At 35.0% G+C, this 13,478-nt stretch carries 26 protein-coding genes; all 26 read right to left on the reverse strand.

Going from position 1 to position 13,478, the window contains the following annotated elements; genetic code table 11:
• Positions 1–18: 18 nt before the first annotated feature.
• The 26 genes from map to KSU54_RS01355 all read right to left on the reverse strand — a co-directional run bounded on the left by map (position 19) and on the right by KSU54_RS01355 (position 13,368).
• The gene (gene map / locus KSU54_RS01230; RefSeq protein WP_003536849.1) at positions 19–765 is read right to left on the reverse strand and encodes a type I methionyl aminopeptidase; all 747 of its coding nucleotides are present in this window, start codon (positions 763–765) and stop codon (positions 19–21) included.
• Entirely contained in the window at positions 765–1,412 is a 648-nt protein-coding gene (locus KSU54_RS01235; RefSeq protein ID WP_003536847.1) for an adenylate kinase, read from the reverse strand. The genes map and KSU54_RS01235 overlap by 1 nt, the downstream gene beginning before the upstream one ends.
• 23 nt (positions 1,413–1,435) lie before the next feature.
• Positions 1,436–2,737, reverse strand: coding sequence for a preprotein translocase subunit SecY (gene secY / locus KSU54_RS01240; protein WP_003536845.1), 1,302 nt, complete (start codon positions 2,735–2,737; stop codon positions 1,436–1,438).
• Between the two features lies 1 nt (position 2,738).
• Positions 2,739–3,179 (reverse strand): 50S ribosomal protein L15, encoded by a 441-nt coding sequence (rplO, locus tag KSU54_RS01245; RefSeq protein WP_003536843.1) that lies wholly within the window; start codon positions 3,177–3,179, stop codon positions 2,739–2,741.
• 14 nt (positions 3,180–3,193) lie between these two features.
• Positions 3,194–3,376 (reverse strand): 50S ribosomal protein L30, encoded by a 183-nt coding sequence (gene rpmD / locus KSU54_RS01250; RefSeq protein ID WP_003536841.1) that lies wholly within the window; start codon positions 3,374–3,376, stop codon positions 3,194–3,196.
• Positions 3,377–3,389: 13 nt separating this feature from the next.
• On the reverse strand, positions 3,390–3,953 hold the full coding sequence (rpsE, locus tag KSU54_RS01255; protein WP_003536838.1) for a 30S ribosomal protein S5: 564 nt from the start codon (positions 3,951–3,953) through the stop codon (positions 3,390–3,392).
• Positions 3,954–3,965: 12 nt separating this feature from the next.
• Positions 3,966–4,322: a 50S ribosomal protein L18 gene (gene rplR, locus KSU54_RS01260; protein ID WP_003536837.1), complete on the reverse strand. Its 357-nt coding sequence runs from the start codon at positions 4,320–4,322 to the stop codon at positions 3,966–3,968.
• Positions 4,323–4,343: 21 nt separating this feature from the next.
• Positions 4,344–4,889, reverse strand: a complete 546-nt coding sequence (gene rplF / locus KSU54_RS01265; protein ID WP_003536836.1) for a 50S ribosomal protein L6 — start codon at positions 4,887–4,889, stop codon at positions 4,344–4,346.
• Positions 4,890–4,919: 30 nt separating this feature from the next.
• Positions 4,920–5,315, reverse strand: coding sequence for a 30S ribosomal protein S8 (rpsH, locus tag KSU54_RS01270; protein WP_003536835.1), 396 nt, complete (start codon positions 5,313–5,315; stop codon positions 4,920–4,922).
• A gap of 34 nt (positions 5,316–5,349) precedes the next feature.
• Entirely contained in the window at positions 5,350–5,535 is a 186-nt protein-coding gene (locus KSU54_RS01275; protein WP_003536834.1) for a type Z 30S ribosomal protein S14, read from the reverse strand.
• A 17-nt stretch (positions 5,536–5,552) separates the two neighbouring features.
• Entirely contained in the window at positions 5,553–6,092 is a 540-nt protein-coding gene (rplE, locus tag KSU54_RS01280) for a 50S ribosomal protein L5 (protein WP_008793116.1), read from the reverse strand.
• Positions 6,093–6,108: 16 nt separating this feature from the next.
• Positions 6,109–6,444, reverse strand: a complete 336-nt coding sequence (rplX, locus tag KSU54_RS01285; RefSeq protein ID WP_003536823.1) for a 50S ribosomal protein L24 — start codon at positions 6,442–6,444, stop codon at positions 6,109–6,111.
• 14 nt (positions 6,445–6,458) lie between these two features.
• Entirely contained in the window at positions 6,459–6,827 is a 369-nt protein-coding gene (gene rplN, locus KSU54_RS01290) for a 50S ribosomal protein L14 (protein ID WP_003536822.1), read from the reverse strand.
• Between the two features lie 34 nt (positions 6,828–6,861).
• On the reverse strand, positions 6,862–7,122 hold the full coding sequence (gene rpsQ, locus KSU54_RS01295) for a 30S ribosomal protein S17 (RefSeq protein WP_003536821.1): 261 nt from the start codon (positions 7,120–7,122) through the stop codon (positions 6,862–6,864).
• Positions 7,123–7,133: 11 nt separating this feature from the next.
• A complete protein-coding gene (rpmC, locus tag KSU54_RS01300) occupies positions 7,134–7,328 on the reverse strand; it encodes a 50S ribosomal protein L29 (RefSeq protein ID WP_003536820.1) in 195 nt (64 codons plus the stop codon).
• A 2-nt stretch (positions 7,329–7,330) separates the two neighbouring features.
• A complete protein-coding gene (rplP, locus tag KSU54_RS01305; RefSeq protein WP_003536819.1) occupies positions 7,331–7,741 on the reverse strand; it encodes a 50S ribosomal protein L16 in 411 nt (136 codons plus the stop codon).
• Between the two features lie 2 nt (positions 7,742–7,743).
• Positions 7,744–8,397, reverse strand: a complete 654-nt coding sequence (gene rpsC / locus KSU54_RS01310) for a 30S ribosomal protein S3 (protein ID WP_003536818.1) — start codon at positions 8,395–8,397, stop codon at positions 7,744–7,746.
• A gap of 11 nt (positions 8,398–8,408) precedes the next feature.
• Positions 8,409–8,741, reverse strand: a complete 333-nt coding sequence (rplV, locus tag KSU54_RS01315; RefSeq protein WP_003536817.1) for a 50S ribosomal protein L22 — start codon at positions 8,739–8,741, stop codon at positions 8,409–8,411.
• A 19-nt stretch (positions 8,742–8,760) separates the two neighbouring features.
• Positions 8,761–9,039 (reverse strand): 30S ribosomal protein S19, encoded by a 279-nt coding sequence (gene rpsS, locus KSU54_RS01320; RefSeq protein WP_003536816.1) that lies wholly within the window; start codon positions 9,037–9,039, stop codon positions 8,761–8,763.
• 18 nt (positions 9,040–9,057) lie between these two features.
• Entirely contained in the window at positions 9,058–9,891 is an 834-nt protein-coding gene (gene rplB / locus KSU54_RS01325; protein WP_003536814.1) for a 50S ribosomal protein L2, read from the reverse strand.
• Positions 9,892–9,943: 52 nt separating this feature from the next.
• Entirely contained in the window at positions 9,944–10,234 is a 291-nt protein-coding gene (gene rplW, locus KSU54_RS01330; RefSeq protein WP_003536811.1) for a 50S ribosomal protein L23, read from the reverse strand.
• Positions 10,234–10,857 carry a 50S ribosomal protein L4 gene (gene rplD / locus KSU54_RS01335; RefSeq protein WP_003536810.1) on the reverse strand — a complete coding sequence of 208 codons (624 nt, stop codon included), beginning with the start codon at positions 10,855–10,857 and terminating at the stop codon, positions 10,234–10,236. The genes rplW and rplD overlap by 1 nt, the downstream gene beginning before the upstream one ends.
• Positions 10,858–10,878: 21 nt before the next feature.
• Entirely contained in the window at positions 10,879–11,607 is a 729-nt protein-coding gene (gene rplC / locus KSU54_RS01340; RefSeq protein ID WP_003536808.1) for a 50S ribosomal protein L3, read from the reverse strand.
• Between the two features lie 21 nt (positions 11,608–11,628).
• Positions 11,629–11,937, reverse strand: a complete 309-nt coding sequence (rpsJ, locus tag KSU54_RS01345) for a 30S ribosomal protein S10 (RefSeq protein ID WP_003536806.1) — start codon at positions 11,935–11,937, stop codon at positions 11,629–11,631.
• A 212-nt stretch (positions 11,938–12,149) separates the two neighbouring features.
• Positions 12,150–12,737: a histidine phosphatase family protein gene (locus tag KSU54_RS01350; protein ID WP_003536803.1), complete on the reverse strand. Its 588-nt coding sequence runs from the start codon at positions 12,735–12,737 to the stop codon at positions 12,150–12,152.
• Between the two features lie 10 nt (positions 12,738–12,747).
• Positions 12,748–13,368, reverse strand: a complete 621-nt coding sequence (locus KSU54_RS01355) for a flavodoxin family protein (RefSeq protein WP_003536800.1) — start codon at positions 13,366–13,368, stop codon at positions 12,748–12,750.
• Positions 13,369–13,478: the final 110 nt, after the last annotated feature.

The following is a 13,478-nucleotide window of genomic DNA, read 5'->3' on the forward strand; positions in this document are numbered from 1 at the left end:
GTTTTCAACTCCCTTAAATTAAAGTTTTGTTAAGATTTCATACCCGTCATCAGTAATGACGATCGTATGTTCATAATGAGCCGCTAAAGAGCGGTCTTTTGTTACAACTGTCCAATCATCTTGTAATACTTCCGTTTCACATCCACCTAGATGTGCCATCGGTTCGATTGCAAGTGTCATACCTGCTTTAAGTCTTGGACCACGACCAGCTTGACCATAATTAGGAACAGCAGGATCTTCATGTACCTCAGTACCAATCCCATGCCCTGTATAATCTAACGGTGTAGTACATCCATGATCTTCAAGGTATACTTGCACAGCGTGAGAAATATCTGATAAGCGATTACCAGGTTTAACCTGTTCTAATCCAGCGTATAATGAAGCTTCACAAACTTCCATCAGCCGTTTAGCTTCATCGCTGATTTTACCGACTGCATAAGTCCACGCGCTATCTCCGTGATATCCTTTATAACAAGCCCCAACATCAACTGAAATGATGTCACCTTCTTCTAATTTTCGATCACTAGGAATTCCATGTACGACTACTTCATTAATTGAAGTACAAACACTGTTTGGAAATCCATATAAGTGAAGAAATGAAGGAGTTGCATTATTATCACGAATCACTTTTTCGCAAATCTCATCAATTTGTTTTGTCGTAATTCCTGGGACAATAACTTCTTTAAGCTTTTCATGCACTAATGCAACAATTCTTCCAGCTTCAGCCATCAATTCAATTTCTCTACGGTCTTTAGTAACAATCATTATTTAACCTCCAGGCTAGCTTTGATATCCTTAAAGACGTCTTCCATAGATTGATCACCATTTATATTAGTGATTTGTCCTTTCATTGTATAATAATCAATTAAAGGACTTGTTTGTTTTTCATAAGTATCCAGTCTGACTTTTACAGCATCTTCGCTTTCATCAGGCCGTTGATACAACTCACCACCACAAACATCACATACCCCTTCAACTTTAGGTGGATTATATTCGATGTGGTAACTTGCACCACATTCTTTACAAGTTCTTCTTCCAGAAAGTCTTGGTACTAAACGATCTAATTCGATATCTAAATTGATTACGGCATCAATTTCAAATCCAAATTCTTTAGCAATACTTTCTAACTCACGAGCTTGAATAATAGTACGAGGGAAACCATCAAGAATAAATCCATTTGGAAATTCATTTTCTTGAAGATATTCTCTAACCATTTGAATAGTATAATCATCAGGAACTAAGTGACCAAATTGCATGAAGTATTTTGCAATAACTCCATATTTAGTTTGCTCCTTAAGTGCTTTTCTAAAAATGTCTCCTGTTGAAATGTGAGTAAGTCCATACTCTTTCACTAAATTAGCTGCTTGAGTACCTTTTCCCGCTCCAGGTGGCCCCATTAGAATAATGTTCATATAATTGCCCCTTCTTTCTTATACTATCGACGAATATAACCGTGATATTCTTTTCTTGTAATATGAGTTTTAATTTGTTTTACAGTTTCTAGTGCAACCCCAGTAACGATGATTAAACCTGTACCACCAAGTGATAAAGATGCGTTTGCTGTTTGTGACCAGATAACTGGTGTAATAATTGGAATTGCTGCAATGATACATAACGATAATGATCCTACCACAGTTACTCTGTTTAAAATTGTCTTAATGTGTTTCATTGTATCAACTCCAGTTCTAACTCCCGGAATTGCTCCACCGTTTTTCTTTAAATCATCACTGATTTTTTCAGCATCAATTTGTAAGTTAGAATAAAAGAATGTAAATCCAATAATCATCAAGATATATAAGACGAATCCAACTGGTTCTTGATAATTAAAGATTGTATTGATCCATTTAGTAACATCGCTAGTTTCCATAAAACTAACTACTGTTCTTGGTGCTGCTAATACTGATGAAGCAAAGATAACTGGAATAACCCCTGAACTATTAATTTTAATAGGCATATGAGTTTGATCTTTAGTTCTCATTGTTGTATTAGAGCTTGTTGCATAAATTATTGGTATTTTTCTAACGGCACCTTCATTGAAAACAACAAAGATCACGATTGAAAGATAAACTACCACAAATAATGCATACCAGGCAATTCCAAGCCACATATCCCCAGCTTTACCAGAAGTATCAACTAAGTTGTTGAAAGTTGAAATAAAACTGCTCGGTAAGTTTGAAACAATCCCAGTGAAGATTAATAATGATACCCCATTACCAATCCCTTTATTTGTAATTTGATCCCCTAACCATACTGCTAACATACTACCTGCCATCATAATTAAGACAACATAGATATATGTCCAGATACTAGAATCTGCAAGAATCTTGTATCCATTATCGAAAGCGTAAGTTAATACGCCACCTTGTAATGCTGCTAAGAATAATGTTACATATCTTGTAACCCGGTCTTTTTTCTTTTTACCGGTATTACCTTCTTTACGCCATTGGCTCAATGCCGGAATAACATCCATTGACAATAATTCAATAATGATTGAAGAAGTGATGTAAGGTGAAACTCCTAGCGAGAATAGAGAGAATCTCTCTAATGTTCCCCCACCTAGTAAGTTCATAATCCCAAAAATCCCATTAGTGGCATCACTAGAACTTAATGCTCCAGTGTTGACACTCGGAATAGTAATTGCAGCTCCCAGACGATAAACAAATAGAATCCCCAGAGTGAAAATTACTTTTTGACGAAGTTCACCTTTTTTGAAAACATTTTTCAAAAATGTAAACATCTTAGATCACCTCGGTTTTTCCACCTGCAGCTTCGATTGCGGCAAGAGCAGATTTAGAAAACTTATGAGCTTTTACAGTAATAGCTTTTTCTAAAGTTCCATTACCTAATACTTTAACACCATCTAATTCTTTTTTGATTAACCCAGCTTCTTTTAATGCTTTAGGACATACAACAGTCCCTGCTTCAAAAGTATTTAACTGATCTAAATTAACAATAGCGTATTCTAATTTATTAAAGTTTGTAAATCCACGTTTTGGTAAACGCATGAATAATGGAGTTTGTCCCCCTTCGAATCCAGGTTTCTTTCCACCACCAGATCTAGCGCCTTGCCCTTTTTGTCCTCTACCAGCAGTTTTACCAGTACCAGAACTTGTACCACGTCCAACACGTTTTCTTGTTTTACGAGCACCTTCAGTGTATTGTAATTCGTGTAGTTTCATTAGTTTACACCTCCCTATTTTTCTTCTACTTTAATTAGGTGTCCAACAACTTTGATCATTCCTTGAATGAATTCGTTGTTTTCTTTTTCTACGGTTTTATTTACTTTTGTTAAACCTAACGCTTTAAGAGTAGCCCGTTGTTTTGGTAAACAACCAATTGGACTTTTTTTAAGCGTAATCATAACTGTTTTTGCCATTTTTTACGCCCTCCTATCCAAAAATTTCTTCTACTTTTTTATCTCTTAATTCAGCAACTTGGTTTACAGTTTTTAATGAAGCTAAACCTTCCATTGTAGCTCTAACCATGTTAATAGGTGTTCTAGAACCTAAAGATTTAGATAAAATATCACTATAACCAGCTAATTCTACAACAGCACGAACTGGTCCCCCAGCGATGATTCCAGTACCTTGAGAAGCAGGTTTAATAAATACTCTACCTGATCCATAAATACCAGTAACTTCATGAGGAATAGTTCCATGAACTGAAGGAACGTTGATAACATTTCTTTTTGCATTTTCAGAAGCTTTTCTGATTGCATCAGGTACTTCGTTTGCTTTACCAGTACCGAAACCAACTCTACCTTTTCTATCTCCGATTACAACTAATGCAGCAAAGCGGAATTTACGCCCACCTTTTACTACTTTAGTTACACGGTTAATAGTAACAACACGTTCTTCAAATTCTTTTTCTTCTCTTCTAGGTCCATTGTTTCTTTGACCTCTTCTAGGTCCGTTGTTTCTTGGTCCATTGTTTCTTGGTTTACGTTGTTCCATATTGACCTCCTTCTAGAATTCTAATCCAGCTTCTCTAGCAGCTTCAGCTAGGGCTTTTACACGACCATGATAAACGTATCCACCACGATCAAATACTACTTTTTTGATATTCTTTGCGATTGCCGCTTCTCCAACAGCTTTACCTACTGCAGTTGCAGCAGCGATGTTAGAACCGTTTTCTAATTTCATATCAACACTAGATGCACTTGCTAAAGTAACACCGTTAACATCATCAATAACTTGCGCATGAATATGAGCATTTGAACGGAACACGTTTAAACGTGGGCATTCAGGAGTTCCACTGATTTTAGCACGAACTCTAGCATGTCTTTTTAAACGAACATCATTACGAGATTGTAATTTTGACATCTTATTTTGCTCCTTTCGAAACTACTTCTTACCAGCAGTTTTTCCTTCTTTTCTGATGATTCTTTCATCACTATATTTAATCCCTTTACCTTTATAAGGTTCTGGTTTTCTTACTTCTCTAATTTGAGCAGCAACTTGACCAACACGTTCTTTTGAGATTCCAGATACAACGATTGTTGTATTGTTAGGAGTTTCAATTGTAACTCCTTCTTCAGCTTCAATCTCTACTTGATGAGAATATCCAATGTTTAACACTAAAGTATTCCCTTTCATTTGTCCACGATATCCAATCCCAACTATTTCTAATTGTTTTTTGAATCCTTCATGAACTCCTTCAATCATGTTTGCAAGCAATGCTCTTGTTGTACCATGTAATTGTTTATGAGTTTTTTGTTCACTACTTCTAGCAACAGTGATTACATTATCTTCTTTGTTAATTGTAATTACTGGTGAAAATTGTCTTACTAAAGTCCCTTTAGCTCCTGTAACAGTTACTGTATTATCAGCAGCGATATCAACTGTAACTCCTTCAGGTACATTAATAATTTTATTACCGACACGAGACATCAGTTTGCACCTCCTGAATTGTATTTTTTATTACCAAATATATGCAAGAACTTCGCCACCAACTTGTTTAGCGCGAGCTTCTTTATCTGTCATCAAACCTTGAGAAGTTGATAAGATTACGATACCTAAACCATTTAATACTTTAGGAATTTCGTTTACTTTAGCATATACACGTAATCCTGGTTTAGAAATTCTTTTTAAATCAGTGATTACTCTATCATTTCCTCTATATTTTAAAGTGATATTAATGTTTTTGATTGGACCTTCGCCCTCAACTTTATATCCTTTAATGAATCCTTCGTTTTTCAAAATTTCAGCAATATCAGCTTTTAATTTTGATGCAGGCACCATTACTGTTTCGTGATGTTGTCTATTTGCATTACGGATTCTTGTTAACATATCTGCAATTGGATCTGTCATAACCATTTGCTAATCCTCCTTCCATCTGGATAAAATCTAATTACCAGCTTGCTTTCTTTACACCTGGAATTTCACCTTTGTAAGCTAATTCGCGGAAGCAAATTCTACAAAGTTTGAATTTTCTAATTACTGAATGTGGTCTTCCACAACGTTCACAACGTGTGTATTCACGCACTTTGTATTTTTGAGGACGTTGTTGTTTCACTTTCATTGATGTTTTTGCCATATTTTTGTGAGTCCTCCTTATTTCTTGAACGGCATTCCTAATTGAGCTAATAACTCGCGACCTTCTTCATCGCTCTTAGCTGTAGTTACGAATACGATATCCATTCCTCTTAATTTGTTTACTTTATCGAAATTGATTTCTGGGAAAATTAATTGTTCTTTAATACCTAAAGTGTAATTTCCTCTTCCATCAAATGAGTTATTTGATACACCTCTAAAATCTCTTACACGTGGCAATGAGATATTTACTAATTTATCTAAAAATTCATACATTCTTTCACCACGTAAAGTTACCTTACATCCGATTGGAGCACCTTCACGTAATTTAAATCCAGCGATTGATTTTTTAGCTCTAGTGATAACTGGTTTTTGTCCAGTAATTAATGTTAATTCATTAACAGCTTCATCTAATAATTTAGAGTTAGAAACTGCATCACCAACACCGATATTTAAAACGATTTTTTCAACCTTTGGAGCTTGCATGCTAGAAGAATAATTGAATTTTTCTACCAATGATTTTACTACGTCGTTTTGATAACGTTCCATTAAACGGTTCATTCTTTATCCTCCTCCATTATTTCTTTTTCTTTTTATCTACTTCTGCTCCAGTTTTTTTGTTAACTCGAACTTTTGTTTTCTTACCGTCTTTTTCAACGATTTTATATCCAAGTTTAACAGGAGCTTTAGCTTTTGAATCATAGAATGCAACATTAGAAACATGAATAGGAGCTTCTCTTGTTACAATTCCACCTTCAGGATCTGCTTGTGAAGGTTTAATATGTTTAGTTACAGTATTAACTCCTTCAACGATTACTTTGTCTTGTTTTGCAAGAACTTGTAACACTTCACCTTGTTTTCCTTTATCTTTACCTGCGATAACTTCTACAGTATCACCTACACGGATTTTCATGTTTTAAGTTCCTCCTATAATACTTCTGGAGCTAATGATACGATTTTCATGAAATCAGCATCTCTTAACTCTCTTGCAACTGGTCCGAAGATACGAGTCCCTTTTGGAGATTTATCTTCTTTTATAATTACACAAGCGTTGTCATCAAATTTAATATAAGAACCGTTTTCTCTTCCGACTCCATATCTACTTCTTACGATAACCGCTCTTACTACTTCACCTTTTTTTACTGAACCACCTGGTGCTGCCTGTTTAACTGTTGCTACAACAACATCACCGATGTTACTAAATTTACGATTAGAACCACCTAAATTACGGATTACTAATACTTCTTTAGCTCCAGTGTTGTCAGCGACTTTAAGTCTACTTTCGTTTTGGATCATTCTTGGTTACCTCCTTTTAGAGTTTTAATATATATTAAACAGTTTCTGCTTTTTTAACGATTTCTACTAAACGGAAACGTTTTGTTGCAGATAATGGTCTTGTTGACATGATTTTTACTGTATCGCCAACACTAGCGATATTTTCTTCATCATGGGCATGAAACTTAGTTGTTGATTTCATACGTTTACCATATAATTTATGTTTTACATGTGTTTCTACTTGCACTGTAATAGTTTTATCCATTTTAGTAGATACAACTGTACCAGTATAAACTTTACGATTGTTTCTTTCCATTGTATCTCCTCCTATTGGTTCAATTCTCTTTCTCTAATAATTGTTTTAATTCTAGCGATAGATTTACGAACCGTTCTAATACGTGCTGTGTTTTCTAAACTTCCTGTAGCTTGTTGGAAACGAAGTCCAAATAGCTCTTTTTTGTATTCTTCTACTTTAGCAAGTAAAGCAGCGTTATCTAATTCTTTGATTTCTTGAACTGTCATGACTATTCACCCTTTCCAATGATTTTACATTTAATAGGTAATTTATGAGATGCAAGTCTTAAAGCTTCTCTAGCAAGTTCTTCATCAACACCTGCAACTTCGAAAAGAACACGACCAGTTTTAACAACTGCTACCCATTCTTCTGGAGAACCTTTCCCAGATCCCATACGTACTTCTAATGGTTTTTTAGTTTTAGCTAAGTGAGGGAAAATTCTAATCCATACTTGTCCACCACGGTTTAAACGACGGTTGATAGCAATACGAGCAGCTTCGATTTGACGAGAAGTGATCCAAGCACCTTCAGTTGCTTGTAAACCATATTCACCAAATGATACTTCAGTTCCGCCTTTAGCTTTACCTTCATATTTAACACGATGAGGTCTTCTGTATTTTGTTCTTTTAGGCATCAACATGATTATTTATCCCCTTTCTTCTTTTCAGGAAGGATTTCTCCCTTACAAATCCAAACTTTAACTCCTAATTTACCATAAGTAGTATCTGCTTCTGCAGTAGCATAATCAATATCAGCTCTTAAAGTATGAAGAGGGACATTCCCTTCAGAGTAACCTTCAGCACGAGCCATATCAGCTCCACCTAAACGTCCTGAAACACTTGTTTTAATTCCTTTAGCTCCAGCTCTCATTGCTCTTTGGATAGCACGTTTTTGAACTGTTCTAAAAGAAGCACGATTTTCTAATTGTTCCGCAATATTATTAGCAACTAATTGTGCTACAACATCAGGGTTTTTGATTTCCACAATATTGATAAACACTTGTTTATCTTTTACCATTTTACTAACTTCTTTTCTTAATGCATCAACTGCTTCACCATCTTTACCGATTACAACTCCTGGTCTAGATGTGTGAACAAAGATAGTAACACGATTTTTTGATCTTTCGATTTCAACTTTAGCTACAGATGCAGTCTTAAGTTTTTTTAATAGGTATTCACGAATCTTGATATCTTCATGTAATAAACCTGCGAAATCTTGATCGTTAGCATACCATCTTGAATCCCAATTACGGTTAACACCAACTCGTAATCCGATTGGACTTACTTTTTGACCCATAATGTGACCTCCTATCTTTCTTCTACCACACAAGTGATGTGGCTAGTTCTTTTTAAAATTCTTGTTCCGCTACCTTTAGCTCTTGCAGCGAATCTTTTTAATGTAGGACCTTCGTCTACATAGATTTCTTTAATATATAACTTTTCTGCTTCTGCACCTTCGTTATAAACAGCGTTTTGTGCAGCAGATTTTACAACTTTAATGATTGCAGGAGTTGCACTTTTATTTACGTATTCTAACATACCAAGTGCTTCTTTTACTTGCTTCCCTCTCACTAAGTCAACGACTAATCGAGCTTTTTGAGGTGAAACACGAATCATTTTAGCTTGTGCTCTTGCTTCCATGTTTTAAAATCTCCTCTCTCTATTTTCCAGCTTTTTTATCATCAGCCCCGTGACCGTGATAAGTTCTTGTTGGAGCGAATTCTCCTAATTTATGACCGACCATATCTTCAGTTACATAAACTGGGATATGTTCTCTTCCGTTATACACTGCAAATGTATGCTCAATAAATTGAGGGAAGATTGTTGAACGTCTAGACCAAGTTTTGATAACTTCTTTTTTACCAGCAGCGTTTAATGCTTCAACTTTTTTCATTAAGTGTCCATCAACAAATGGTCCCTTTTTTAAACTACGTGCCATTATTTCTTCCTCCTCTTATTATTTAGAATTTCTGCGACGTACAATTAATTTAGTAGACGCTTTCTTATTTTTTCTAGTTTTAACACCCATTGCTTTTTTACCCCAAGGTGTCATTGGAGCTTTACGTCCGATAGAAGTTCTACCTTCACCACCACCATGAGGGTGATCGTTAGGGTTCATTACAGAACCACGTACTGTAGGTTTAACACCTTTCCATCTCATACGTCCAGCTTTACCATAGTTAACTAATCCGTGGTCTTCGTTTCCAACAACCCCAACAGTAGCTCTACATACAGCTAATAATTTACGTACTTCACCAGATGCTAATCTTACGATTACATATCTTTCTTCTTTACCTAAGATCTGAGCAGACACACCAGCAGAACGTGCGATTTGTCCACCTTTACCAGGTTGCATTTCGATATTGTGGATTACAGTACCTTCAGGCATATTTCCCATTGGTAAAGCATTTCCTACTTTAATATCTGCGTTTTCACCAGATACGATCTTACTTCCAACTTCTAATCCTTTTGGAGCTAAAATATATCTTTTTTCACCATCTGCATAGTTAATTAATGCGATGTTTGCTGATCTATTTGGATCATATTCGATAGTTGCTACAGTTCCAACGATATCATCTTTATTACGTTTGAAGTCAATAATACGATATTTACGTTTATGTCCTCCACCATGATGACGTGTTGTAATAACACCTTGGTTATTACGTCCACCGTTTTTGCTTACTTTTGCAACTAAAGATTTCTCAGGTTTATTTGTTGTAATTTCTTCATAAGTTAATGAAGTCATATTACGACGACCATTCGTCACTGGCTTATAAGTTTTAATTGCCATCTTTAGTTTCCTCCTAGTTATCTGGAATTATGTATTCCAATATTTTAGTTAATTATTCCTCACCGAAATAATTGATTTCGTTACCTTCAGCTAATTTAACGATAGCTTTTCTTCTACGATTAGTTTTACCTTCGTATCTACCCATTCTCTTAGTTTTAGGTTTAACGTTCATAACATTAACACTTTCAACTTTCACACCAAACATTGCTTCAACAGCTTGTTTGATTTCAACTTTATTTGCATTAACATCTACATCAAACGTGTATTTGTTTTCGTTTGCTTGAAGAGTCATTGTTTTTTCAGTAAGTACTGGTTTTTTTAATACATCTGTAATGTGTGCCATTATCCTAGTACCTCCTCAACAGATTTAATAGCAGCTTCAGTCATGATTAACTTGTTGCTGTTTAAGATATCATAAACATTTACATGTTTTGCATCTAATAATTTAACGCCTGGGATGTTGTTAGCACTTCTAGCAACGTTTGGACAAATTTCGTCAACAACGATCAATGTCTTAACTGGTGCTTCTAAATTTGCTAATACTTTCACCATTTCTTTTGTTTTTGGAGCGTCGAATTTAATAGCTTCTAAAGCCATGAATTCATTATCGTTAATTTTAGTAGATAGTGCTGATTTAAGCGCTAATCTTCTAACTTTACGATTTAATTTAAATTTATAACTTCTAGGTGTTGGACCAAATACAACTCCTCCTCCACGCCATTGTGGTGCACGGATTGATCCTTGTCTAGCTCTACCAGTACCTTTTTGACGCCATGGTTTTTTACCACCACCACGAACTTCAGTACGGTTTTTTACTTTATGAGTACCTTGTCTTAATGATGCTCTTTGTAATAAGACCATATCAAATAATGCTTGTTTATTTGGTTCAATCCCAAATACAGCTTCATTTAATTCTAAATCTTTTACTTCAGAACCTTCTTGGTTATATACTTTAACTGTAAGCATATCGAATCCTCCTTCCCTAAATTATTCAGCTGCTTCAACTGGTGTTTCAGTTGCTGCATCTGCTTCTTTAGTTTCTTCTACTACTGGTGTAAAGTCTACTAATTCATGAGCTTCGTTTACTTTACCAGCTGCTTTAATTCCAGATTTTACAATTACTAATCCTTTTTTAGGTCCAGGTACTGACCCTTTGATTAATAATAAATTATTTTCTACATCAACAGCTACCACTTCTAAGTTTTGTACTGTTCTTGTTACATGTCCCATTTGTCCTGGTAATTTTTTACCTGGAGCAATTCTGTTTGGAGCGATTGGTCCCATTGAACCAACAATTCTATGAGCTCCTGAACCATGTCCTTTAGGACCGATTCTTTGACCATGTCTTTTAATAACACCTTGATAACCTTTACCTTTAGAAGTTCCAGTTACATCTACAACTTCACCTGCTACGAAGCTATCAACAGTAATTTTATCTCCAACTTCATAACTCATCATTTCGTCATAACGAAATTCTTTAATGAAGCGCTTAGGAGCTGTGTTAGCTTTTTTCACAATACCTAATTCAGCTTTATTAGCTAATTTTTCTCTCTTATCTTCGAATCCAACTTGGATTGCATCATATCCATCAGTAGCAACTGTTTTCTTTTGTAATACAACGTTAGCATCAGCTTCTACTACAGTTACTGGGATTAATAAACCATCAGTTGTGAAGACTTGAGTCATTCCAATCTTACGACCTAAGATTCCTTTCATGAGTTACACCTTTTACCTTTCTTATAATTTAATTTCGATGTCTACACCACTTGGTAATTCTAATCTTGTTAGAATGTCAACTGTTTCTTGTGTAGGATTCACAATGTCGATTAAACGTTTGTGAGTTCTGATTTCAAATTGTTCACGAGAATCTTTATACTTGTGAACCGCTCTTAATACTGTATAAATTTCTTTTTCAGTTGGTAGAGGTACAGGACCTACTACTTGAGCTCCAGATTTCTTAGCAGCACCAATAATTTTTTCTGCTGAGTTATCTAGAATTTTGTGATCAAATGATTTTAATCTAATTCTAATTTTGTTATTTGCCATGATTTTTCTCCTTTCAACTTATAGGATGTGACTTACTCAATACGAATTCCCTGAAACATGCCGTTTCATGACAACGCCTTTCGGTGTTTCAGCAACCTCGCACATCTTTGCAACGTCAACGGTAGTATTTTAACAAAAAAAAGCCCCTATTGCAAGGCTTTTTTTCATTTATTTTAATTAATTTTTCTTCATTTAATCATGCTATTTTTAATCTACTGAGCAACCTGTAAGTTATATTCAATCACTCGATATTCACCATGACAATCAATAATGGTGATCGAGCAATTAGCTGGACCATCCATATTAACAAAATTATGGTCAATGTTAACTACTGTATTTAAAATCGTGCCCCCGTGAGTCGCAATTAATATATTCTCGTCAGGATATTGAGCAGTTATCTCATCTAGTTTTGTGAAAATTCGTTTCGTAAAATCAAAACCGCTTTCTCCTTCTAAAGAAGTCCATCCTTCATTTAACAGTAATGATACAAAATTATCATGTTTCATTCCTTTAAATAACTGACTACCATCTTCACCTTCAACTACTCCAAAATCAATTTCTTTGAATTCTTTACATGGGTAGATCGGATATTTTCCACCAGTTGCATATGTCGCAGTATCCAATGTCCTTTCACTTGTTGAACAATAAACAGCTGCAAAATTTATTGTATCTAAATATTCCTTAACAGCTTTAGCCTGGGCTATTCCTTTAGCTGTTAATTTAGAATCACAACTTCCTTGGATTAGATTTTTTTGATTAAATAAAGTTTGCCCATGACGTAATAAATAAATTCGTGTCATTCTAATACTCCTATCTGATAAAATTAGTTGCTATTTTTAGTTCTGCATCAGGTAAACCATGTTTTTCTTTACCTAAAGCAATACTTTTGAGTAAGAATGCCATATTATTACCTAATACTTTCATTGTCTGCATTCCTTCAAAATCTTGTTTTACTTCTTCGGGTGTATTACCATGTACGCTATTCCAATATTGCGAAGATACAATCGGCATTTGAGCGATTGTAAAATATTTATTTAATTGATCAAAAGTAGCACTGGCACCGCCTCGGCGACAACTAACTACAGTGGCACCAACTTTAAAACGTTTATCGAATCTTGAAGCATAGAATAGACGATCCATAAAGGAAGCAATCATTCCAGAAGAGCTTGCATAATGAACAGGACTTCCTATCACAATTCCATCAGCAGCTTCAAATAGTTTTAAACACTCATTAACAGCATCACTGTTATCTATACATTCACCTTTCTCATGGCAAACACCACATCCCATGCAACCCCTAATAGCTTTTGTTCCAATATGAAATATTTCAGTATCAATACCATTAGTATTTAATGCTTTAGCAACTTCATTCAAAGCTGTAAAAGTACAGCCATTTCTTCTAAAACTTCCATTAATTAATAATACTTTCATACCACATCCTCCATCTTTAATAAATATAATAGCGCAATCTATAATAATTGCAAAGAAAAAAGGATACGCAGAGGTATCCGTAAATAAAAAAAAAACCGGCAGCTTGCTAT

Source organism: Erysipelatoclostridium sp. MSK.23.31 (assembly GCF_019125875.1).
Classification (GTDB): domain Bacteria; phylum Bacillota_I; class Bacilli_A; order Erysipelotrichales; family Coprobacillaceae; genus Thomasclavelia; species Thomasclavelia ramosa.